19 protein-coding genes, 2 pseudogenes and 1 CRISPR repeat array are annotated in these 23,085 nt (G+C 71.9%); of the genes and pseudogenes, 13 read left to right on the top strand and 8 right to left on the bottom strand.

Features of this window, described 5'->3' with window-relative positions:
• Positions 1-15 precede the first annotated feature (15 nt).
• The 10 genes and pseudogenes from OU787_RS25360 to OU787_RS25315 all read left to right on the top strand — a co-directional run bounded on the left by OU787_RS25360 (position 16) and on the right by OU787_RS25315 (position 8,702).
• Positions 16-1,275 (top strand): tetratricopeptide repeat protein, encoded by a 1,260-nt coding sequence (locus OU787_RS25360; RefSeq protein ID WP_268660627.1) that lies wholly within the window; start codon positions 16-18, stop codon positions 1,273-1,275.
• On the top strand, positions 1,272-2,339 hold the full coding sequence (locus OU787_RS25355; protein ID WP_268660626.1) for a phosphotransferase family protein: 1,068 nt from the start codon (positions 1,272-1,274) through the stop codon (positions 2,337-2,339). The genes OU787_RS25360 and OU787_RS25355 overlap by 4 nt, the downstream gene beginning before the upstream one ends.
• An 18-nt stretch (positions 2,340-2,357) precedes the next feature.
• Positions 2,358-2,873: pseudogene (locus OU787_RS34640) on the top strand (NUDIX hydrolase); the annotation flags it as partial.
• Between the two features lie 117 nt (positions 2,874-2,990).
• Positions 2,991-3,521: pseudogene (locus OU787_RS25345) on the top strand (AAA family ATPase); the annotation flags it as partial.
• An 80-nt stretch (positions 3,522-3,601) separates the two neighbouring features.
• Entirely contained in the window at positions 3,602-4,084 is a 483-nt protein-coding gene (locus OU787_RS25340; RefSeq protein WP_268660625.1) for an NUDIX domain-containing protein, read from the top strand.
• Positions 4,081-4,317 (top strand): hypothetical protein, encoded by a 237-nt coding sequence (locus OU787_RS25335; RefSeq protein WP_268660624.1) that lies wholly within the window; start codon positions 4,081-4,083, stop codon positions 4,315-4,317. Before OU787_RS25340 ends, OU787_RS25335 begins: the two co-directional genes overlap by 4 nt.
• 140 nt (positions 4,318-4,457) lie before the next feature.
• On the top strand, positions 4,458-4,952 hold the full coding sequence (locus tag OU787_RS25330) for an NUDIX domain-containing protein (protein WP_268660623.1): 495 nt from the start codon (positions 4,458-4,460) through the stop codon (positions 4,950-4,952).
• 47 nt (positions 4,953-4,999) lie between these two features.
• Positions 5,000-6,997, top strand: coding sequence for an ATP-binding cassette domain-containing protein (locus tag OU787_RS25325; protein WP_268660622.1), 1,998 nt, complete (start codon positions 5,000-5,002; stop codon positions 6,995-6,997).
• A 56-nt stretch (positions 6,998-7,053) separates the two neighbouring features.
• Positions 7,054-7,719: a 2'-5' RNA ligase family protein gene (locus OU787_RS25320; protein WP_268660621.1), complete on the top strand. Its 666-nt coding sequence runs from the start codon at positions 7,054-7,056 to the stop codon at positions 7,717-7,719.
• Between the two features lie 236 nt (positions 7,720-7,955).
• Positions 7,956-8,702: a hypothetical protein gene (locus OU787_RS25315; RefSeq protein WP_268660620.1), complete on the top strand. Its 747-nt coding sequence runs from the start codon at positions 7,956-7,958 to the stop codon at positions 8,700-8,702.
• Between the two features lie 1,998 nt (positions 8,703-10,700).
• A CRISPR array of direct repeats spans positions 10,701-11,523; the repeat unit is 29 nt; unit sequence CGGCGAACCTCTGCGCGGGCGGAGGGCAC.
• Between the two features lie 72 nt (positions 11,524-11,595).
• Here the strand turns inward: OU787_RS25315 and cas3 are convergent.
• From cas3 to OU787_RS25275, 8 genes are all read right to left on the bottom strand, one after another.
• Positions 11,596-14,340: a CRISPR-associated helicase Cas3' gene (cas3, locus tag OU787_RS25310; RefSeq protein WP_268660619.1), complete on the bottom strand. Its 2,745-nt coding sequence runs from the start codon at positions 14,338-14,340 to the stop codon at positions 11,596-11,598.
• A gap of 2 nt (positions 14,341-14,342) precedes the next feature.
• On the bottom strand, positions 14,343-15,014 hold the full coding sequence (gene cas6e, locus OU787_RS25305) for a type I-E CRISPR-associated protein Cas6/Cse3/CasE (RefSeq protein WP_268660618.1): 672 nt from the start codon (positions 15,012-15,014) through the stop codon (positions 14,343-14,345).
• Positions 15,011-15,751: a type I-E CRISPR-associated protein Cas5/CasD gene (gene cas5e / locus OU787_RS25300; RefSeq protein ID WP_268660617.1), complete on the bottom strand. Its 741-nt coding sequence runs from the start codon at positions 15,749-15,751 to the stop codon at positions 15,011-15,013. Before cas5e ends, cas6e begins: the two co-directional genes overlap by 4 nt.
• A gap of 60 nt (positions 15,752-15,811) precedes the next feature.
• Entirely contained in the window at positions 15,812-17,098 is a 1,287-nt protein-coding gene (gene cas7e, locus OU787_RS25295) for a type I-E CRISPR-associated protein Cas7/Cse4/CasC (RefSeq protein ID WP_268660616.1), read from the bottom strand.
• A 16-nt stretch (positions 17,099-17,114) separates the two neighbouring features.
• On the bottom strand, positions 17,115-19,307 hold the full coding sequence (locus OU787_RS25290) for a type I-E CRISPR-associated protein Cse1/CasA (RefSeq protein ID WP_268660615.1): 2,193 nt from the start codon (positions 19,305-19,307) through the stop codon (positions 17,115-17,117).
• A gap of 221 nt (positions 19,308-19,528) precedes the next feature.
• Entirely contained in the window at positions 19,529-19,798 is a 270-nt protein-coding gene (locus OU787_RS25285) for a hypothetical protein (RefSeq protein ID WP_268660614.1), read from the bottom strand.
• A gap of 7 nt (positions 19,799-19,805) precedes the next feature.
• Positions 19,806-19,994 carry a hypothetical protein gene (locus tag OU787_RS25280; protein ID WP_268660613.1) on the bottom strand — a complete coding sequence of 63 codons (189 nt, stop codon included), beginning with the start codon at positions 19,992-19,994 and terminating at the stop codon, positions 19,806-19,808.
• Positions 19,991-20,311, bottom strand: coding sequence for a hypothetical protein (locus OU787_RS25275; protein WP_442788549.1), 321 nt, complete (start codon positions 20,309-20,311; stop codon positions 19,991-19,993). The genes OU787_RS25280 and OU787_RS25275 overlap by 4 nt, the downstream gene beginning before the upstream one ends.
• Before the next feature lie 222 nt (positions 20,312-20,533).
• On the opposite strand from OU787_RS25275, the gene OU787_RS25270 reads away from it, so the two are divergent.
• The 3 genes from OU787_RS25270 (at position 20,534) to OU787_RS25260 (ending at position 22,986) form a co-directional block, all read left to right on the top strand.
• Entirely contained in the window at positions 20,534-21,172 is a 639-nt protein-coding gene (locus OU787_RS25270) for a helix-turn-helix domain-containing protein (protein ID WP_268660612.1), read from the top strand.
• 301 nt (positions 21,173-21,473) lie between these two features.
• Complete coding sequence (locus tag OU787_RS25265; protein ID WP_268660611.1) at positions 21,474-21,737, top strand: helix-turn-helix transcriptional regulator; 264 nt, start codon at positions 21,474-21,476, stop codon at positions 21,735-21,737.
• A gap of 16 nt (positions 21,738-21,753) precedes the next feature.
• Entirely contained in the window at positions 21,754-22,986 is a 1,233-nt protein-coding gene (locus OU787_RS25260; protein ID WP_268660610.1) for a site-specific integrase, read from the top strand.
• Positions 22,987-23,085: the final 99 nt, after the last annotated feature.

Below are 23,085 nucleotides of genomic sequence, written 5' to 3'. Positions count from 1 at the left end.
AACGGAGACACCCCCTTGGTCACCTCCCAGCCGTTCGCCGAGCTGCCCGTCGACGAGGAGGCCCTGCTGGCGCGCCTCGCGCACCTGCCGGCCGCCGCCGACGTGCCCACCGCCGCCGCGGCCAGCGGCCTCTCGCCCCGCCTGGCACAGGAGTTGATGCGCTCCCTCGCCGGGAAGGGACTGCTGACCGCCGCCTTCGGGGGTGGCGTCCGCGGCACCCTCTACACGCTGCACCCCGACGCGGCCGACCGGGCCCGCGCCCTGCTGCCCTCGATCGGCCCGGAGACCCTCGGCCGCTACCTGGACGCGCTGATCGACACCGCCGAGCAGGCCAGCGGCCTGCTCACCCCCAACCACCGCCTCTTCCCGCACGCCAGCCGCCACCACCCCCTGCCGGCCCTGCGCCTGTCCACCGCCCAGGACGCCCGCACCTGGCTGGACGCCACCGTCCCCGACCTGCCCGCGATCCTCACCGCCGCCGGTGACGCCCGCGAGGATGAGGCCGCCGTCGCCCTCGTCGTCGCCGTCTTCGCCCGCTTCCACCTCACCCGGGGCGGCGACCTGTGGGTCACCGTGCACGAGCTGGGCCTCGCCGCCGCCGAGCGGCTCCAGGCCCCCGAGGCCGTCCGCTACATGCTCCATACCCTGGCCAGCGGACACCGCGAGCGAGGAGAGCACGACCGGGCCATCGACTACCTCACCCGCGCCCTGGCCGTCGCCCACGAGAGCGGCGACGAAGCCGCTGTCGCCCAGCACACCCGCGGTATCGGCGCCTGCCACCACGCCGCCGGCCGCTACGCCGAAGCCCGCCCCTACCTGGAGGAGGCCCGCCTGCGCCTGCGGCAGCTCGACCGGCCCCGCGACCTCGCCCTCACCCTCACCCTCCTCGGCTCCGCCCACACCGCCGCCGGCCACCCCGGCCACGCCGTCGAACTGCTGGAGGAAGCGCTGCCGCTGATCCGCAGCCTCCCGCACCCGGACCCGGTCAACACCGGCCGCATCGAAGCGTTCCTCGGCCAGGCGCACTCCGCGGCCGACTCCCGCGCCCTGTCGACCCTGCACTTCTCCCGCGCCCTGGAGCAGTTCGCCGACGTCGGAGCCCACCACTGGACCGCCCGGACCCTGGAGTTCTTCGGACTCGCCGCCCGCCGCGCCGGCGACGAGAAGGCCGCCGCGCTCTGGCTCCGCGCCTCCCACGCGATGTACCAGGCGCTCGACCGCCCCACGGACACCAAGCGGCTGACCGGGCTGCTGGAGGGGGCCGAAGGCCGGTGACCACCGACACCTCCAGCAGCACGCCCCCGGGCAGTACCGCCACGGCCTCGGATCCCGCCGACACCGCACGGCAGGCGCTCGTCGAGGCCGCCCGGGAACAGGGCATCGACCCGGCCAACGCCCAAATCCTGCAGGATGCCCGCAACTGGGTGTTCCGCCTGCCCCGCGGCGGGGTGGTCGGCAAGGTGCACTCCCGCGCCGCCCACTACGCCGACGTGGCGCGCCAGGCCCGCACCGCGACGGCGCTGCTGGCCGCCGGCCTGCCCACCGCCGCGCCCGTCGGGCGCATCGCCATGGCCCGCGGCCACCTGGTCTCCTTCACCGAGGACCTGGGCCCGCACCAGCCCGGCGAAAGGCAGTTCGGTGAACTCCTCGCCCGCCTCCACCGCCTGCCGCCCACCGGGTTCGACGTCGCCCCGGTGGACAAGGTGGCCAGGGCGTTCGACCGTCTGGCCCGGCTGCGGCCCACCGCCATCTCCGACGCCGACCGCGACCGCCTGCACCGCCTCCTGGAGGACGCGGCCGACGCCTACCGCCAGGCCGCATGGCCCAAGCCCTGCCTCACCCACGGCGACATCACCCTCGCCAACTCGGCCCTCACCGGCCGGGGCGCGGCGCTCCTCGACCTGGAGACCCTCGGGGTGGGCCACCCCTGCTTCGACCAGGCCGCTCCCCGCTTCGCTGTCGACGCTTTCGGCAAGGACCCCGCCGCCTACGAAGCCTGGGCGGCCGGCTACGGCTACGACCTCGCCGCGGCGGATCCGAGGCGCTACGAGCTGCTGGTGCCCTTCCTCGGCGCCGCCTCGTGCCTGTTCTACCTCGACTGGGCCGACCGGAGCCGCCCCGAGGCCCGCCCCGAGGCCGAGCTGCGGCTGGCCACCCTCCTGGAGCGCCGCCCGTTCCCCTGGGGATGGGCCCCCGTCTACGTCGCCGGGAACCCCGCAGCCGATCACCAGCCGCGCGGCCTTCACCGGACGGCAGGCGGCCCCGGCACGGCGCTGTCAGTCCCGCATGCGAAAGTGCCCGTGCCGGTCGGCAACACGGTTGCAAATATGACCAGTTGACGCGATTCACCGGATCGTGTGGCTTCCTCCGGGACACGCCGACACAGGCCCGGACCGCCGCCTACGGTGAGACGTCCGCAGGCGCACTCACGTACGACGGCCGGTCATCCGGTCGATCGCTGCTCCGCCGCGCCCCGAGGAGGGCGGCAGGCGTCGTGCTCCGCTTCCCGAGGGAGGAATCCTGTGTCGCACACCCCGGTGGTGGGGGTCCACCTGGTGCTGGTCGAGGGTGGCAAGGTGCTGCTGGGCCGTCGTGCCAACACGTCGTTCGCCGAAGGGTTCTGGCACACCCCGGCCGGCCACCTCGAAGCGGGTGAGTCGGTGCTGCGCGGCATGGTCCGGGAGGCCGAGGAGGAACTCGGCATCCGGATCCGCGAGGAGGATCTGGTCCTCGTCCATACCCTTCACCACCTGGACGCCGACGACGGCCTGGGGCGGCTGCAGCTGTTCTTCACCGCCCGCTCGTACAGGGGGCCGGTCACCAACCGGGAGCCCGACAAGTGCTCGGAGCTGAAGTACTGGCCGCTGGAGGCGCTGCCGGATACGACCGTCGCCTACACGGCCGCCGCCCTCGCCGAGATCGCCGCCGGCCGCCCGCTGTCCGTCCTCGGCTGGCCGACGACAGCAACGACCAGCAGCCCGGAGCGGGCGGTGTCCGCGACGGCCGTGGGGAGTCCGGAGAGCCGACTGGTGGTGGTCCGGGGGAACTCGGCGTCGGGCAAGTCGTCGGTGGCCGATGGACTGCGGGAGGCGTTCGGGCGGGGCCTGGCGATCGTCGGCCAGGACAACCTGCGCCGGGTCGTGCTGCGCGAGAGGGACCGGCACGGCGGCGCGAACATCGGCCTCATCGACACCACCGCCCGCTATGCGCTGAACGCCGGCTACCACGTCGTCGTCGAGGGGATCCTGTCCGCCGAGCGCTACGGCCCGATGCTCCAGCGGCTGGTGGACGACCACGCGGGCGTCACCCGCTGCTACTACCTCGACGTGCCGTTCGAGGAGACCCTGCGCCGCCATGCCACGAAGCAGGACCCCCAGCTGCTGGCCAACGTCACCGAGCAGCACCTGCGTGAGTGGTACCGCGAGCGCGACCTGCTGCCCGGCGGCGTCGAGACCGTCATCGGCGCCGACAGCACCCTGGCCGCCACGGTGGAGCTGATCATGCGCGACATCGGCCTCGACATCCCGCCCACGCAGCACACCCAGCCCGGCCCATCCGCCGTCGGCGCCGGCACGACCAGCTACGGAAGGCAGGGCAGCTGATGAGCACCGCGAACAGGCTGGCTGTGAGCGTCATCGTCCACGACAAGGCGACCGACCGGATCGCCACCGTCCACTACGGGAAGCGCAGTTGGACGCCGGGCCCGGCGTGGACGATCCCGGGCGGGAAGGTCGAGGCCGGGGAGGAGATCGATGTCGCGGCGGCGCGGGAGCTGCACGAGGAAACCGGTCTGGTCGTCGCGCCCGCCGACCTGCGCCTGGTCCACACGGTCCAAGTCAAGGAGGGCTGGGACGGGCTCGGCCAGTTCCTGCTGTTCGTGTTCGCGACCGGCGAGTTCACCGGTGAGCTGGTCAACGCCGAGCCGGCCAAGCACCTTCAGGTCCGCTGGGCACCGGCCGGCGCGCTGCCCGGCCCGATGTTCCCGTCCTCGAGGAGCGCACTGCAGGCGTACCTGTCCGGCAGCCCGGCGTTCGCCACCTACGGATTCGACGGCTCACCCGACTACTACCGGCTCGTCGAGTGAGCGGCACCGGCCGCCACCGGCGCCCGGCCGCCCCGCCCGACGCCCTGGCCGACCTCGACCAGCGGATGCGCGCCGTCGCCGACCAGGTGCCGGTGGTCGAGGAAGGCGTCGCCCGGCTCGGCGAAGGCGCCGTGTTCCTGTACCGGACCACCTACAGGCCCGACGGGACCGTGCACCGGGAGCTGACCCGGGCGGACGCCGTCGGCTGGCCGTTTCCGCCGCCCGCGACATGAACGACCCCTGCTATGCCGCCGAGCGCCGACCGCGCACCGGCCGGCACGAAGTGACCGAGCACCCGCCCGGCCACCTGCGCCGCCCGCCACTGCCCAACTGCTCGCCCTCCAAGGCGGCCCCGGAAGTAAGGAGCAAGGCCGTGTCCGACGCCCGACGAGTGGGGCGCGCCGTGTCCTCGGCCGCCGCCGGCGCACTGATCACCCGCGGGGATGGGGAGGTCCTCCTCGTCCAGCACGCCCGCTCCCGCACGTGGGTCCTGCCCGGTGGGAAGGCCGAGTGGGGCGAGCCGCCCGCCGCGACCTGCGCCCGCGAGGTCGCGGAGGAACTCGGTGTCCCGGCCACGGTCGGACGCCTGCTCGTCTACAACTGGATGACCATCCGCGCGGAGCTGTTCCCAGGCGCCGCCGCGAGCGAACACGCCTACCCGTGCCACGTGTTCACCTTCCACGCCACCCTCGCCCCCGAAGCGCAGGAGCGGATCCGCACGCCGGAGCGGGAGTTGCTGGGCTGGCGCTGGTGGGACCTGGAGGAGGCGTGCGCGCCGGGCGTGATGGAGCCCTACAACGCCCGGAACCTGCGCGCGGCCCACACCGCTTGGCGCGAGGACCGGGGCGCCGCGTACCTCGAATCCTGACCGGCCTGCGGGCGGAGCAGCCCGCATCCTCGACGAAAGGACTGGATGTGACCAGCGGATCCACGGCGTCCGCCGATCCGGCGGTCTCCGACAGCGAACTACTGCTGTTCGGCGGGCCGATGCGCTACAGCCACGGCTGGGCCAAGCACGAACAAGCCGCGGGGAGGCTGTCGTTCGCCGCGGTGGCCCGGCAGGTCCCGCGGTTCCTGCTGCTGGCCGGGCGGATGTCCTGGACGGCCAGCCCGCGGGCGCTGCTCGTGCTGGTCGTCTCCGAGGTGCTGCGCGGCATCGCGGCGGCGGCGTCGCTGGTCGCCGTCAACCGGGTGCTGGCCGCGCTGCTGGCACCGGGCGACGTCGGGCAGGTGATGCGGGCGGCGGTGCCCGCGGTGGCGGCGGCCGGGACGCTGGCCGCCGGATCAGCGGTGCTGGCGGTGCTGTCGACCTGGGCGACCGGGCGGCTGCAGCCCGCTGTGTTCCGGCTCGCGACGCTGGAGTTCCTGGAGGTGGTCAGCCGCTCCGAGCTCGCGGCGATCGAGGACCCGGAGTTCCTCGCCGAGGTGGACAGCGCCCGCTGGGGCGCGATGTCGCTGCAGAACATCATCGGGCAGGCCACCGCCGTGCTGACCGGCGCGCTGTCGCTGGTCTCGGTGGCCGGGGTGCTGTCCGTGCTGAACCCGCTACTGCTCGGGATGCTGGTGCTGATCACCGCGCCGCGCGGCTGGGGCGCGGTCGTCACCGCCCGCCGCCAGTACACCTCCACCCGGGCGATGCTCCAGCACAACCGGGCCAGCACCGCCATCGCGGACATGCTGATCCACCCCTACTCGGCCGCCGAGCAGCGCGTCCACGCCGCCGGTCCGTTCCTGCTGCACCACTACGCGCGGATGTCCGCCGCCTCGGTCAAGGAGCAGAGCCGCCTCGCCCGCGCCCGGGCCACCACCGACACACTCACCGCCGCCCTGGCCGGCCTCGCCACCGCCGGCGCGTTCGCCCTGCTCGGCTGGCTCGTCCTCGACCACGCCGTCCCGCTCGCCTCAGCGTTCACCGCCGTCCTGGCGATCCGCACCGGAGCCGCAGGGATCGCGGGCCTGGTGGACCGGGTCAACTCCCTCTACGAGGAGAGCCTCTTCGTCAGGGACCTCGACCGGCTGCGCACCGAGGGCCACCGCCGCGCCATTCCCACCGGCGGGGCCCTGCTGCCCGAGAATCCGAAGGCGATCACCGTCGAGGACGTCACCTTCACCTACCCCGGCAAACCGGCGCCCGCCCTCGACCGGGTCACCCTCACCATCCCCGGCGGCCAGGTCACCGCCCTGGTCGGCGCCAACGGCTCCGGCAAGTCGACGCTGGCCCACCTGCTCTGCGGGGTCTACCAGCCGCAGAACGGCAGGATCCGCTGGGACGGCGTCGACACCGCCGACGCAGACCGCCACCAGCAGTTCCGCTCCACCGTCCTCCTCGACCAGAACTACCAGCGCTGGGCCTTCACCCTGGAGGCCAACCTGCTCCTCGGCCGCCCCGAAGTGCCACTACAGCAGGAGCAGTTGGACGCCTCCGGGGACTACGCCGGGCTGCAGCGGGTCCTCGACGGCCTGCCCCACGGCTGGCGCACCCTGCTGGCCAAGGGCTTCGAGGGCGGGGTGAACCTCTCCGGCGGGCAGTGGCAGACCATCGCGCTCGCCCGCACCCACCTGCGCCTGTCCACCCCCGACGCGGACGGCCGCCGCCCCGCGCTGGTCGTCGTCGACGAACCCACCAGCGCGCTCGACCCGGCCGCCGAGATCGAGGCATTCGAACAGATCCGCCGCCTGCGCGACCTCGGCGCCACCATCATCCTGATCACCCACCGCCTCGCCGCCACCGCCAAGGCCGACCACATCGCCGTCCTCGACCACGGCCGCCTCGTCGAACAGGGCACCCACGCCCAGCTCATGGCCGACGACACCCTCTACGGCCGGATGTACCGGCTCCAGGCCCAGCAGTACGACACCACCCCGGCAACCGGACGGATCCCCGACCAGCCCCGCCCCGCCACCGCACCCTGACACCGGCACCGCCCTCCCGGGGGCCTTCGCTCTCACCCTCGTACGGAAGGAAGCAGATGGAGAAGTTCGAACCCAGGTTCCAGGGAGACCGCTGGCCCGACCGCCACGGTCCCGGCAGCGGCGCCCGCGCACTGCACGTCTACGCCGTACCGGACCTCACCGCCCACCCCGAACTCGCCCAGCTGGTCGCCGAGTGCCACAAGGCCATGGCCGACTTCCCGGTCACCCTCATGACCACGACCCTGCACTCCACCGTCGAGATGGTCGCCGACACCACCTCCGACGAGATCACCGTCTCCGAACGCGCCGACCTCGCCGCGGCCCTGCACCGCCACCTCGCCGGCACCGCCCCCATCGAGGTCACCGTCGGCAGCCCCGTCGCCAACAAGGCGGGCGCCTACCTCGACCTGCACCCCGACCAGGAACTCGTCGCCCTGCGCGAGCGCGTCCGCGCCGCCATCAGCGAAGTCCGCGGGCCGAACGCGCTGCGGCACCGCGGCGGCCGACCCCACATCACCCTCGGCTACGCCTGGAACACCGCCTCCTCCGACGCCCTCCAGACCGCACTGCGCCGAATCTCCCCCAGCCACGCCCCCCTCACCATCAGCAGCGTCCAACTCCTCGACGTCCTGTGGCAGCCCAAGCCGCGCCCCGACGACCGCACGGCCTGGGAGATCTCCTGGAACCCGGTGGCGACGATCCCGCTGGCCTCTGCCAGGTAACCCGCCGACGACAACACCGCTGCCTGTCCGGCCGGGCGATCCGCTCGACCGGCCAGGCAGCGCGGCCAAACCCGCCAGAAGATCCCCGCCCGCAGCTCCACCGCACCATGGCGGGGACCGTACCGCCGGGCGCATCCCGAACGAGCTGGTCGAGCACACGGCCGGGCTAGCATGACCAGCGGGCCCAAACGGCTCTGCTGCGAGCGCAGTTCAGCACGGACCGAGGGGGCGCAGACGTGGTGCACTGGATGGTCACCGTCTATGGGGCGGTGCGGATTCGCCGCCGGTCACTCGCCCACGCCGATCACACCCGCATCTGGGACAACGCCGACAGCACCTTCGGGACGCCCCCCGAACCGCCGCCGGCCTTCGAGACCACGCAACTCCGGTGCCCGCACTGCGGAAGCACCGCGGACTTCCTCATCGCCGGGGACTGGGGAGCACCCGGCGGCTTCACCTGCCTGCGCTGCGACCAGGAGTTCACCCTGGACGACCCCGTTCTCGCCGCCGGACTCCTCAAGGAAGCGATCCTCGCCTTCATCAGCCAGTCTCCCGAGCGCGACGACGATGCCCTCTGGCAGGCACCTGTGCCCAGCCTCACCAACGTGGTCCGCCCACTGGCAGACAAGGCCAGGGCCGCCTTCGCCGCCGGGTTGTGGCCACTGCCCGACAGAACCGTCGCCTCCCTCCAGACGCTCCTCGCCCGCCTCCACCGCCCCGAGCACGACAGCGCGTTCCTCCTTGGCGAGCGGATCGACGAGGTCCAGGGTGCCGTGGTCGCCCTCCACGAGTGGCGGGGCTCGGAATGCGAGATCGGGCAGTGGCTGGCCGACTGCGGCCAGGCCCTCGTCCGCGCCGCCTCGTTCAGCGACACCCGGTTTCGCACCTCCCCGCCCTGCGGACTCATCGACGTCGAAGAAGCGCTTGCCCTGGTCCGTAAAGAACTCCACCGTGCGATGAGGAACGTCACAACGACAGACTGAGGCACCCGGTCTCATTGCATGCCCTGTTCCGGGTAACCGCAGTTCAGGCTTCAATAAAAGAGAATAGGCAGGCAATCACACCGCTCATGTGGGCTGTTAGGCGTGTTGGTAGCGGCCTTTGCGCGGGCTCGGGATACTTGTTGACCACCCGCGCCCAGTTAGCAGCCTTCGACGAACCTCTGCGCGGACGGAGGGCACCCACAGTTGCGAGCTGCGGGCCGATTTCGGGGCGGCGAACCTCCGCGCGGGCGGAGGACACTGGGATGTCGAGCACGGTCACGGGCGATGTCCCGGCGAACCTCTGCGCAGGCGGAGGGCACGGATACGCCGCCATCGCGACCGACCTGCTGCCCGGCGAACCTCTGCGCGGGCAGAGGGCACCTCTCCCGCATCCGCCGGCCGACCTCCCACAGCGGCGAACCTCTGCGCGGGCGGAGAGAACTTCTCGATGGTGGCGGCCAGTTCCTCGATCCCAGGCGAACCTCTGCGCGGGCGGAGGGTGCTCGCGGACGACGAGGTGCGGGCCAACTCCCCACGGCGAACCTCTGCACGGGCGGAGGGCACCACGACGTCTTCGACGACATCGGCCAGGCATACGGCGGACCTCTGCACTGGTGGAGGGCGCGTGTTCGACCTGCTGCTGGACGTCGGTCGGCTGGGCGAACCTCTGCGCGGGCGGAGGGCACAAGGTCCAGGCGTGCGAGAGGTGCACCAACTGCGGCGGACCTCTGCGCGGGCGGAGGGCACTTCCCGTGCCGGGGCGGCATGGTGATCATGGCCGGCGAACCTCTGCACGAGCGCAGGGCACGAGGCCGCCCAACTTTGCCGAGTGGGGGCGGCGGCGAACCTCTGCGCGGGCGGAGGGCGCGCAGTCGCGGGCATCTCCGGGCCGAACAGCGGCGGCGAACCTCTGCGCGGGCGGAGGGCACGTCCACCTCGCACTGGACGAGGCCGCCATGTACGGCGGACCTCTGCGCGGGCGGAGGGCACTTGCGCTCCTTGAGTGTCACGAACTGGGCCATCGGCGAACCTCTGCGCGGGCGGAGGGCACCCCACGATGCCGCCCACGTCCAGGCCGTGGTTCGGCGAACCTCTGCGCGGGCGGAGGGCACTCCTCATCGGTATCCACCCAGGTCGCGATCGCCGGCGAACCTCTGCGCGGGCGGAGGACACCCGCCCAGGCCATCGGTGAAGCGGTGCGCGACCGGCGAACCTCTGCACGGGCGGAGGGGACACCCTGGGCTTGTTCATCGACGAGGCCGGCAACGGCGAACCTCTGCACGGGCAAAGGGTACGGCGTACACGCGATGGAGCATGAGATCGACTACGGCGAACCTCTGCACAGGCGGAGGGCACTGGGCGACCACCGCGGTCCAGACGAAGGCGTCCGGCGAACCTCTGCGCGGACGGAGGGCACGTCATGGGGGAGGTGCTGCGGCAAGTCTCCCTCGGCGAACCTCTGCGCGGGCGAAGGGCACTTCACCTCGAAGCGGAACGCCAGCGCCTCCGCCGGCGAACCTCTGCGCGGGCGGAGGACACATCCGGAGCGCCTGGAAGGCGCGTTGGGCCGTCGGCGAACCTCTGCGCGGGCGGAGGGCACGTCCAGAGCGTTCCCAGCGACGGCGCCTGGACCGGCGAACCTCTGCACGGGCGGAGGGCACTGGTCGCCGGTCCGGAGGATCGTGGACGCCTCCGGCGAACCTCTGCGCGGGCGGAGGGCACAGGAAGACCACGGAGAAGTCGCCGAAGCCCGTGCGGCGAACCTCTGTGCGGGCAGAGGGAACTCCGCGGTGCCGACCGAGTACATCGGCCACCCCGGCGAACCTCTGCGCGGGCGGAGGGTACCCGGACCCGGACCGCGTGCTGTACGGCGTCGCCGGCGAACCTCTGCACGGGCAGAGGGCACTGCACTGTCTCGTAAATTCCGCCGTACTCCTACGGCAAACCTCTGCACCGGCAGACGGTGCCTTCTCCTGGATCTCGACGAAGCAGGTAATGTCGGCGAACCTCTGCAGAGGCGGAGGGCACACGGTCCAGAAGTCCGCATCGAAGTGTCCCCACGGCGAACCTCTGCACGGGCAGAGGGCACCCGAGCTGGGCGGGGTCGCCGGAGAGCAGAACCGGCGAACCTCTGCACGGGCAGAGGGCGCATCTGGGGAGCCGTCGCGCTCGCCATCGCCACCGGCGAACCTCTGCGCGGGCGGAGGGCACGGAGTGAGCCGGACCGACACCGTGTGGTCCCGCGGCGAACCTCTGCGCGGGCGGAGGGCACTTGGCGGGTTCGTTAGTGCACCCCTTACACGGTGGCGAACCTCTGCGCGGGCGGAGGGCACGTGCGCAGGTAGTGGCCGTGCTCGCGCCTCCCCGGCAATCCTCTGCGCGGGCGGAGGGCACACCGAGGGCTGGTACGTGACGCTCCCCTCCCCCGGCGAACCTCTGCGCGGGCGGAGGGCACTCGTCATCACCGCCCCGCCAGAACGCCGGGATCGGCGAACCTCTGCGCGGGCGGAGGGCACCGCCCGACGGTCCGGAGGATGTAGCCGGTGGCCGGCGAACCTCTGCGCGGGCGGAGGGCACTTCCAGACCATCCGACTCCCCCGGGTCGGCAACGGCGAACCTCTGCGCGGGCGGAGGGCACGCCGCCCCAAAGCACTGGTTGCAGGCGATGAGCGGCGAACCTCTGCGCGGGCGGAGGGCACGCCGGGAACCACGCCTCGAACACCGATCCGTCCGGCGAACCTCTGCGCGGGCGGAGGGCACGACCGCGACCGCTACGGCCGCCTGTGCCGGGACGGCGAACCTCTGCGCGGGCGGAGGGCACCCTTTGTGAGCTGGGGCGTTGGAGGGGTTTTGCTGTTTCTTTGTCAAGGAGCGGGGAGGTGGTCGGTGTTGGTCAGGTGGTCCTGTTGCGGGTGATGAGACCGAGTGCGGGGTGGAGGTGGAGTGTGTGGGTTCGGGTGGTATAGGGGCGGGTGCCGGTGGGGGTGACGGGTTGAGGGAGGAGTGCGAGGTGGCGTAGTCCGCCGATGGTGTGCCAGTGGTCGGGTGGGCGGGTGTCGGGTTGGTGGCGTGGGAGGAGGGTGGCGCGGATGGGGAGGGTGTGGTTCATGAGGTGGCGGATGGTGGTGAGGTCGTGGGGGTCGACGGTTTCGGGGAGGGGGTGGGTGCAGCGGGGGTTGAGCCAGCGGGTCCCATCGGGGCGGGTGTAGACGGGCAGGACGCGCAGGGTGTCGGCGCCGAGGCGGGTGGCGGGGTCGTCGACGAGTCCTTCGGAGAGGTGGTGGAGGTCGTGCACCTTGTGGGGCGGGTTGATGGCGGCGACGGCGGCGCGGGCGGTGTGCTGGGTGTCGCGGATGTCGCGGGCGCGGCCGTCGGGGGTGGTGAAGTCATCGGCGTAGACGGCTTCGATGAGGGCGGGAACCTGTGGGGGGATGGCGAGGGTGACGGTGCGGGTGTTCTTCGGGTCGAGGGCCCGCAGTTCCTGGCGGGTGTGCAGGAGCAGGCTCTTGTCGTAGACGGACAGCCAGGTGGGCGGTAGGGCGCCGGGCGGGGTGAGGACGACGAGGACGGGGCGGCGGGCCCAGGCGGGTCGGTCGGTGCGGGGGTGGCGGTGTCCGCGGCCGGCGCGTTGGAGGAGTTGGGCGGCGGGGGCGAGGTCGGAGACGACGAGGTCGAAATCGACGTCGAGGGACTGCTCGCAGACGGGGCTGCTGATGACGACGAAGGGGCGTTTGGGTCGGGGGCGGCCGGGGCCGGTCCAGCGTTGGATCTGCTTGGTGAGGGTGGCGCGGTGCTGGTCGGGGAGTTTGGAGTGGAGCAGGAGCAGGCGGGGGGTGTGGGGGCCGGTTCCCCAGGCGGCGCGCAGGAGTTGGCGGGTCTGCTGGGTGTCTTCGACGGTGTCGCAGGTGACGAGGGCGCTGCCGGTGTGGGTGTCGTGCAGCGGGGCGAGGGCCTCCAGGAGGGCTCGGGCGCGGCTGTCGGGGGCGGTGGGGTCGTTGCCGGGTTCGGCGTCGGGGAGGCGGATGGTGAGGGTGTGGGCGCGGTCGGAGGGGATGTCGGGGCGGGAGGCGGTGGTGGTGCCGGTGGCGTCGGTGTAGGTCCAGCCGGGGTAGGCGGGGCGGATCGTCTCGGGTGCAGCCTGGGGGTTCTGGCCGGTGCGGTAGGCGTTGACGAGGCTGGTGGCGGTGCGGCCGGTGAGGGTGGCGGAGAGCAGGACAACGGGGGTGCCGAGCGCGCCGAGCCATTGGAGGAGGCGGGCGGTGAGGTAGTGCTCGTAGGCGCCGTAGGCGTGGGCTTCGTCGATGACGACGACGTGGCGGGTCAGGCCGAGCCAGCGGATCGCGTTGTACTTCACCGGCAGGGTGGCGATGGCGGCCTGGTCCCAGGTGCCGGCGCATGCGTGGGCGAGCAGGCCGCGATAGCGGCCGCGCAGCCACTCCTCCACGATGGCCCAGTCGCTGTGGACGCTCCTGCCGGCGGGGTTGTAGCCGTCGTGGAGCCAGGCGGCGGAGTGCAGCAGGACGGCAGGGTGGCGGCGGCCGGTGAGGCGGCCGAGTTGCCGGCAGTGCTCACGCAGGCGTTCCCACTGGGCGTCGGTGGTGGCCATGGTGGGCAGTAGCAGGCAGGGCCCGGCGGCTCCGCAGGCAGCGGCGGTGACGGCGCAGGCGAGCAGTCCGCATTCGGTCTTGCCGTCGCCGGTGGGCGCGGTGACGAGCAGCAGCCCGGGCCCGCCGGCCGCGACGAGGCAGGGGAGCCGGCGTTCGAGGTCTTCCTGGAGCGGGTGCAGGGGCTTGCCCGCGAGGTGGGGGAACAGGTCGGCGAAGGTGGTGGCCTTCGGGCGGGGCGCGGTGGTGAGCTGGGCGCGGCGCAGGGCGCGGGGTGCGGCGTGCTGGGCGTCGTCGAGGTGGGCGGCCCAGTTGCCGGGGTGGTTCTTCCACTGGCGCTGGCGGGCGCGGATCCAGCCGACTTGGGAGACGAGCCAGTCGGCGAGCATCACGGTGCCGGTGACGAGGACGATCGCGGGGGCGGGGGCGAGCCGGGTGGGCATGGGCGGGTCGCCGAGGCGGTCGGCGGCCAGGCGGAGCAGGGCTTCGCGCTGGGTGTCCCACTGGTCGTGGCCGAGCGCGGGCGCCGCGTCGAGGGGGCAGGTGAGTTGGTTGCCCTGGTGGGAGAGGGCGGGGTGCCACAGGCCGTGGTGGCCGCCGAGGATCTGGGCGAGCTGGTGGGCGACCAGGCGCAGGGGGCGGTCGTCGAGGGGAAGTCGGTAGAGGCGGTGGAGGAGTTCGGGCAGGGCGAGGTGGACGCCGCGGTCGTGGCGCAGGTGTTCGCCGGGTGGGGCGGGCGGGTAGCCGGGGGTGCCGGTGTGGTGGTCGGCGTCGCCGAGCCGGCTGAGGAAGGCGGGGCTGATCTTGGCGAGGTCGTGGAGGGCGGCGAGGAAGACGAGCAGGGTACGGGCCTGGTGCTCGGTCAGGTTCCAGCCGGCGGCGATGGCGTGGCGCTGGTTGGGGGTGAGGTAGGCGTCCCACAGACGTGCGGCCATGACAGCGGCGTCCAAGGCGTGGCAGCCGGCCGGGTAGGTCTTCTTGAGGCCGCGCTGCTTGGCGGGGAGGTCCGGGTCGAGGGCGGACACGACGGTCACGGTCAGGGGCGGTGGGGGGCGATGGACAGCAGGCCCAGGCCGTAGGAGCGGCCCTGGCCGATGCCCTTGCGCAGTGCGGTGCGCAGGGCGTCGGGGTCGGTGATGGTGGCGGTGCCCTCGAAGCGGGTGATGCGGAAGGAGCCGGAGTGGGCGTTCTCCCGCAGGACGGTGGCGATGGGCTGGCGCAGGTCGAGGATCGTGTGGGGTTGCAGGCCGGCGAGGAGGGCCTGGCGGTGCCACCAGTCGACGGCGTCCTGGCCGATGAGGCTGACGGGTTTGCCGCGGGGGCGTTCGACGCCGGGCCGGTGCGGTTCGCGGACCGAGCGCTGGGGCTGGGCGTCGATCCGGTACTGGACAGTGCGGCCGGCCTGCGCCCAGTCCAGGAGCGGGGCGAGGTCACGGTACTCGACGTCGGCGCTGGTGTAGCCGGCGGGCAGGGCGTTGCGGTTGACGGGGATGGCCGACTGGACGAGGAGAGCAGCGGAGCTCTCGGTGCGCTCCAGGCGGAACAGGACGCCGGCGGCGGCGCGCGGGTGCGGGCCGAGTCGGTCGGGGAAGAGCGACTGGACGCGCCGGTGCAGGGAGCCGCGGTCCTTGAGGTCGGCGCGTACTTCCCGGCAGTAGCGGTTGAGGGGGATGCGGGCGAGGTTCAGGGGTGCGGTCAGGACAGTCATCGCTGTTCCTCCAGGTAGTGGGCGAGGGCGTTGAGGTAGGCGGTTCCGAGGCCGGCGTCCGGAGCGGGGAGGGTCCGGGTGCGGTACCAGATGTTGCGGTCGGTGAACTGCCCGCCGGGCAGGGGCTGGTCGCGCAGTTGCCGGTCGGGCGGGGCGCCGGGTTCGGGCGGGGTGTCGTGGACGAAGCCGACGGGGCGGGGTTCCTTGTCCCAGGGCGGCGACGGGGGGCGGTGCAGGGGCAGGTGGTCGAGGGCGTCGAGGGCATCGGGGCAGGCCGTGAGGAAGACCGGCACGTCGGGCGGGCAGGAGCGGCGGCCGAGGTAGGGAGCGAAGACGGGGCGGGCCAGGGCCCGGGCGGCGTCGGCGACGGTGCCGGCGGGCCCGGTGACGGCGACGGTGAACGCGGCGTCGCACAGGTAGGCGCGTTCGGTGACGATGGTGGCGGTGCCCTCGGTACGGGGGCTGCCGTCGGCGCGGGGCACGGCCAGGTGGGCGGGCAGGCCGCCGCCGATGGTGTGGAAGTCGATCTCCCGCTGTCCGGGGCGGTCGACGCGGATGGTGAAGTCCAGTTGCCGCAGGTCCGAGTTGGGGTGGGTGTCGGGGCGGCCCATCGCGGAGGCGATCAAGCCGATCAGGCCGCTGCGGGTGGGGTGCTTCTCGGTGGGGTGGAAGTGGTGCTCGGCCTGCAGTCCCCAGGACTGCATCGGCGAGGAGAGGTGGAGGAGGATGCCGGTCACGGGGAACTCCAGGAGCGGCAGCGGGCGGCCCGGCAGAGCGGGGCCGGGAAACGGTGGGGCCTACGCGGTGAGGCGGGTGACGGCGTCGGTGGTGCTGGCGATGAGGTCGTCGAGGCTCTCCAGGCGCTCACCCAGGTCCGGGACGGAGTCCTCGACGAGTCCGGCGTGGGCGTGGAAGGCGCGGTGGGCGGTGCCGAGGAAGCGGCCGGTGGCGGCGGCGTGCCGGCTGAGCGCGGCCAGCGAGCCGGGCAGGAAACCGCCGTCCTCGGCCGCCTGGACGGGACTCTCGAACGCTCCGACGAGGTTGACCGGGCGGTCGGTGCGCACCACGACGTGGACGAGGTGCGGCACGGTGAACGCGGCGGTGTTGTTGCCCTTGGCCGGCAGCACGGTGGTGATGAACGCGCGGACGAACGCCTCCAGCACCTCCCGCGCGGTGGTTTCGTCGCCGTCGAGGTTGTGCAGCAGTTCGGGCCAGTTCAGCGAGGCGTAGCGGTAGTACACGCCGCTGGTGTACCGCTGGTCGCCGATGTGCCCGGCACCGGTCTCCGTTCCGCCTTTCAGCACGTCGTCCACAGCTGAGAAAAAGTCAGTTTGCACGGACAGGCGGTGAGTTGTCAGGCCGTGGGCGACCTGGACGGCACCGTTCACGCTGGAGGCGGCCTCGTTGGCGAGCATCCGGCCGTAGGCGGCGACCGCGGCGTTGCGCGAGCGCAGGATCGCCAGCACCGGCGCCTTCAACTCCTTCGGCGCGTGGGCGTCCATCGCCTTGGCCCGCGCCGACTCCCTCTCCTCTTCCTCCTCCCGGTCCTGGTCCTCGTCGGCGGGCGGCGCCGTCTTCTTGCCACCGCGCTTCTTCGCGGGCTTCGCGAGGCCGGCCTCGACCGCGGCGACGGCCGCCTTCAGCGCCTCGGCTTCGGCGTCCGCAAGGTCGGCGAACGCCGTCAACGCGCTCTCCGGCAGGAACAGCAGCGCGTTGGTGCCGCCGCTCTCGGTGATCCCCAGCCCCTTGATCCGGGCGCAGTGGATGAGCATCTGCGCGGCGGCCAGGGCCTGTTGGGGATCCCAGCCGCGTTCGGCGAGGATCGCGGCCACCTCCTGGGGCACCTGCCGGGTGCGCAGCGCCCGTACGCCGAGGGCCTTCTCCACGTCGGCGCGGGTGTGGCGGCGGGTGTTCTGCGCGGACAGGCGCCCGCGGGTGACCGCGCCGTAGGTGGCGACCTTCGGGACGCCGTTGCGGTCGCGGTTGAGGTTGGAGTACGGGAAGGACTGGAGGAGGTGGACGTCGACGTGCACGGGTTGCGGGGGGTCGAACACGGTGCCCTCGACGGCCTTGTCGGCGGTCATGGGAGGAACCTTCTTCTCAAGGGGTGATGGGGTGGAAAGCCTGGAACCATTCGCGGCGGACCTGGTCCGCGTGGCGGTTCCAGCGGGTCAGGTCGCGCAGCAGCACCGACCAGGTCACCGGCACCTTCTTCGAGCGCAGCCAGCTGATCGCGCCGGGGAGGGCGAGCACCAGGTCGTCGAGTTCGCCGTCGGCCAGTGTCCGCAGCGCATCCCGGGCGTTGGCCGCGCGTATGCCGTGCTGGATCGCCTCGTGGTAGCTCCAGCCGAGGTTGTGGCGCGCGAACCCGGGGCGGGGCGGGCGGAAGCGGTACTCCCCGGCCGTCCGCGGGTTCGGGGCGTCGTGGAAGGCGTAGAGGCAGGCGATCATGGTGAACAGCCGGGCCTGCTTGCTGTCGACGAGGAACGCGCGGACCTCCTCGTCGGGCTCGGCGTCCAGCAGTTCCTCGACGATCAGGGGCGGAGCGCCCTCGCTCAGGTCGTAGGCCAGCCCGTCGGCGAGAGCCCCCCGGCCGCCGGGCCTCGTACAGACCTTCGCGACCAGGCGCATGAAGTCGTTGAACACCAGCAGCGGGTCGGGCCGGCCCTCGGCAGCCGCAGGCTGCTGGGCAGAGGTGGGGGACGTGGTCACGGGTTCGGCCTTCCTCGATCGGGTGCCGCGGGGGGAGATGACGGCACGGCGGTGGGCGGTGATCAGGTCAAGCTCCGCAACGGTGGCGGTCTGCGGGGCGGTCACCTCGTCGTAGACCTGCAGTGCGAGGCGGCGAAAGCCCAACGGCGACGCTCGCCCGTCCTCGGCGGGCAGCTGTTCGGCAGTGACCGCGGCCCAGAACGGCTCCTCGGCCCGGTCCCAGAACAGCATGTCCGCCGGCCCCGTCCACGGGTTGTGCTTCGGGTCGCCGCCCGTCTCCCGCCACGCGGCCCGCAGCGCGCCGCCGAGCGATTCTGCGGCGTCCTCGGCCGCCTGGCGGGCCCGGGCGACCAGCGCCGCCCGCCCCGGGTGCCGCGACGGCAAGAACGCGGCCACCGTCACCGGCGTCGTCTGCGACCACCAGTGCTCCATCCCCCCGGCCTGCGCCGCCTGCTGGCAGCCCAGCACCCGCACCCGCACATCCGCCACCGCGTCAAGGACCTTCGGCGCCAGGTCCGCGAGAGCGCCCAGCCACACCGGCGGCACGCTCGGCACCCTGCCGCCCGCCGAGACGTCCCTGGCGTGCACCAGGGAGTCGAAGTCCCGCAGCAGCGACCGCCCGGCGTTCGCCAGCCTCGCCTTTCCCTCCGGCGTCGTCATGGTGAACGGGTCCACCGCCGCCGGCAGGTCCTCCTGCGTCGCCCACGCGATCCAGCACGAAACCGTCTCCTCCCCGCCTTCGCCGGGTGCCAGCAGCACCGCGTGCGCCGCCCGCCCCGCCAGCAACGACACCGGCCCGCACGCCGCCACCGGCGCCAGCGGATCCGGCAACCCCTCGCGCTCCCACGGCGCCAGGTCCTCACCGTGGAGCTGCGGCCACCGCCCCGGCGGCGGGCACCCCAGCACCAGCGACGTGAACAGGCTCGACCCCAGCGGGAAGTACGACACCACCCGCCGGTTCGGACCGGCCTTCGACATCTTCGTGGTCTTCCCCCCGTGACTGCGCAACGCCTCCGTCCCGCACGGCCCGTAGTCCCGCCACGCCAACAGCCACCCGAACGCCTCCGCCGAGGCCACCGGCTCCTCCTGCGGCACCCGACTGCGCCACGGCTGCGTGTTCCCCGACGGCCGGGTCATCGCCAACCGCCCCGGCACCGCGACCGTCGTGCACTCCTGCGCCAGCCGCGGGTCCTGCAGCAGCGGCCGGTCCGAGTACAGGTCGAACCGGTCCCCGAACTCCTTCACGTAGTCGTCCACCGCCCCCGCATCGAACCGGCCGGCCAGCAGCAACTCCTGCCGCACGTCCTGCCACACGTCCTCGTCCGCCACGTCCAGGCCCCCGACCCGCACGGCCAGAGCGGTCATGTGGCGACGCAGCGCCGCCTCAACGGCCACGTGCTCAACCTGGAGATCCGCCACCAGATGCGCCGCCCTGAGCGCCTGGCGCATACCGACCCGAGTAGCCTCGCCCGGAACCGCACCGGGGACGAACTCGGCGACCTCCTCGGCGGAAACGTCCTCGCGGAAGCGCACCGGAACGCACGGCGAAGCCATCACGTTGAAACCGGCCAAGGCAGACATGGCCCGCTCCTCTGATCGAAGGAGCCGATGGCAGGGCGGAAACCTGCCGTCGACGCCGCAGAGAAGCCGTAGGGCGGCGTGGTCTGGCCGAATCGTCAGACACGCTCACCAGGGAGTCGTCTTGCTCCAACCAGACGATACGTATACATCGTACCTTCCAATCAGTTAGTGCATAAGAGCAATGGACGCCTCCGCGCGGTGCAGGCCGAGTCCGTAGGCCATCACGCAGAACACGAGCCCCTCAGCGCGCCCTGCGCGGCCACGCCCTGGGCAACGGCGGCGAACCAGCAGCCGACCGAGCCGCGATGCAGGTGCGGCAAGGCGCCCCCGACGGTGACCTGCCCAACCAGCAGGCCGTCGGCGAGCACCACGCCCGGCCAGACCGGACCAGCCCGGTGCCCGACCAACAGCCGGTCGATCCGCGCCGCCCGTCCCTCCAGGGCGAGCAACTCGGCGGGCTGGGGCCACCACCGGAACGGTGCACGAAACACTCTGCCGCTACGGCACCTTGACGGTTGAATCGTAGGCCGGACGACCGGGCGCCCCGGCTGTGCCGATCTCGTCGATCCACTTCGTTGCGGTCACCGCGAAGACGATCCAGAGCCCGAAGGCGCAGAAGGTGCACCCGTAGACGAGGGCTTGGCGCAGAATCTCAGCGCCTGTTGTTCGCGTCACCGCCCCCTTCATGCGGCGGCCCTGCAGCTGGGCACGTCGCCGATGCGCAGCAGTCGTTGGAGTTCGTGCTTGCGGACTCGGTATTCGACTCCCAGTCGCAGCACGTGACAGGGGTACTGGCCGTTCCGTGCCAGCTTGTAGCCGGTGGTCCGGCTGAGACTGAGCAGGTCGTTGGCCTCGGAGAGTCGGATAGCCGGCGGCAGGCTGGCCACTCGACGGCGAATTGGCAGGTCAGGCAGGTCCAGCACTCGAAGAAGGTCAGCGGTCACGACGCGGTGTTGATCTCCAACCTTCAGGACGGCGCACGGGTACGTGCCTTCCTGGATCATCCGGTACCCCGTACTGCGTGTGAGGTCCAGCAACCTGTTGGCGTCCGCAAGGAGTAGCGCAGGAGGGAGCTTGGCCAGGGCCTCGTGGGAGAAGCGCTTGACGCGCGCCCTCGATGTCATTTCGTCCAAAGCAGCCTTCTCCCGTCTGGAGCGTTCTCTGTGGGAGAAACTTCTACCACACTTGCTCGCGAAGCAGCACCCGAGCACGTTATGCTGCTTCCCGTGACGACAAAGCCAGTACCAACCGCACTTACTCTCCGCGTAGGCGAAGCTCTCCGGGACGCTCGCACTCGTCAGGGCCTGTCCGCGCCCGAGGTCGCCAGGCGCTGTGCCGATCTCGGCGTCCCGATCCCGCCTACGGCGATCAACAAGATCGAGACCGCCGGACGCGGGAGCCTCAAGGTCGAGGAGATCCTTGCGTTCGCCGCAGCGCTGAACGTTCCTGTCGCCTCCCTGCTCGTGCCACTCGGGGCGGAGCCAACCATTGACCTCCTGCCGAACCTTCGCCTGTCCCCGTGGGAGGCCGTGCAGCTGATCACTGGCGAAGGCCCCTTGGCTGATGAGTCGGAGGGCAGTCCACGCTTCACGCTGGCGATGTTCCGCGAACACGAGGTCGACGTGCAGACGGCGACAATCTCCACACGCGCTGCCCGCGACTGGCGGGAGCAGGCAGGCAAGTCCTCCGTCGGCTCGGACAGATACGACCAACTGACCCGACAGGCAGCCGAGATGGAGCGCATCGCCCGCGAGGACTGTCGACGTCTGTTGGAGACCCGCCAACGAATGCGTGATCGCGGCCTGCATCCGGCGCCGCTGCCGGAGCATCTCACATTCATCGCCCAGGAAGAGGAGGTGCCCTAACTGAAGGGCTCCATAACCCGCACGTGCTACTGCCGGGATGCGCGGAGATTGCATGACGGCCCCAGCGTCTTGCTCCGCTGCAGTTGCCCTGAACGGCTTCAGGGCCCGCTGCGAGATGTCGACCTACCGCAAGGAGTGCTGCCGCCAGTGCATGCCCGCGAAGTCCCAACAAGATCCGGACTGGCCACCGACCCCTCTCTGAATCTCTTTCGGCCAGTCCAAGGATCACCAACGTGCACCGTCTCTTCGATCAACCCGCGTTCCCTGCGACGCACCCCGCCCGTTCTGGTGAGTGTGCGCCGTGAACGATCTGCAGCAACCCGGAGGCGATACGGGCCAGCCTGCGGTCGTGGACCTGCTCCACAGCGGCTGGTACACGGCGGATGAGCTGGCACCCCTCCTGAAGGTCGATCCGTCGACCCTCCGCCGCTGGCGCACCGCCAAGCCGCCGCAGGGGCCGCCCTTCGTCCGTCTCGCCCACCGAACCGTCGTCTATTCCATTCCTGACACCCAGGCGTGGCTCGAATCTCAGCGAACAGTTCCCCCGAAACCGGAGGCCGCATAGCTTGGCTGACACTCCCGTGATCGTCCCGATCGCAATCGACCTGACTGACGACATTGAGTTCCGGCCGGACCGGCGCCCCGAATTCCGGTACCGCGCTCGTGTGCGCTGGTGGGATCCCGAGGGTGGCGGACGCAAGTCCCTGTCCAACTCGGTCGCCTCCGAAGACGAGGCGAAGGAGTGGATCGACCGCCTGCGCAAGGCGGCCAAGCGCGGAATCGCTCCGTCGCTATCGAATGTGACGCTGGCGGACTACGGGGACCAGAACTGGGACCTGGCCATGCGCGGCCTGGAGCCGAAAACCCTCGATCCCTACCGGGCTGGGTGGAAGCTCCGGGTCGTCCCGACCATGGGACATGTCCCGGTCGTGTCGATCACCAACGGCATCACCGACCGAGCCCTGCACGCCTGGATATCCGACGAGGTCGGGAAGTCCTCCGTCAAGAACACCCTTGCCCCCCTCGTCCGGGTCATGGAGCAGGCCCGCCGCGACGGCCTCATTGACCTCAACCCGTGCCGAATGACCGGCTGGCAGTCCCTGTACAAGCAGTTCGAGGACGAGCTGGACAACCCCCGCGCCCTCGCCCTGCCCGACTGGGACGCCCTCGACACCCTCGCCGAGGCGCTCGTCGCCCGTTCCCACGGCGCCTACCGAATCTGGGGCGACGTCGTCCGCTTCGCCGCGTGCACCGGCACCCGCATCGGCGAGGTCTCCGGCGTCCGGGTCAAGGACATCAACCGATTCGATTGGACATGGGACCTCTGCCGGCAGACCACGCCAAGTCCCGGCGGACTCGTCGACAAGGGCACGAAGGGAAAGCGCCGCCGGACCGTCCCGATCATCAAAGAGATCCGCGACATGGTGACCTGGCGGCTCAGCGTGGTCGGTAACGACCCGATGGCCCGCCTGTTCACCGGCCCCCGGGGCGGACGGATCAGCACGGCCGTCCTTCGCGATGCCACCCACTGGGACGAAGTCGTCACGAAGTTGGGCTATCACTGGCTGCGCCGCCATGGCCTGCGGCACACCGGCCTCACCTGGCTCGCCGACGCTGGGGTGCGCCTGCACGTCCTCCAGCGCATCGCCGGGCACGGGCAGATCACGACGACCCAGCGTTACCTCCACCCCTCGCACGCCGACTACGTCGAGGCCGGCAACAAGCTCAGCATCCACCTCAACGCGGGCCGAGAGGCCACGCCGAAGGATCCTGAGCCCACCGCCCCCCTCCGCCACCTCTACGTCGTCCGCTGAACGACTGTCGGGGTGTGCACCCACTGGTGGGTGCACACCCCGACCGCCCTTTCAGGCATCCACCTGCCTGGAAGACCCATCAGGCACTCCCGGGTAGGA

The sequence above is a fragment of the Kitasatospora sp. YST-16 genome (assembly GCF_026802215.1).
GTDB lineage: Bacteria > Actinomycetota > Actinomycetes > Streptomycetales > Streptomycetaceae > Kitasatospora > Kitasatospora cineracea.
This window is presented reverse-complemented; position numbering and strand designations above follow the sequence as displayed.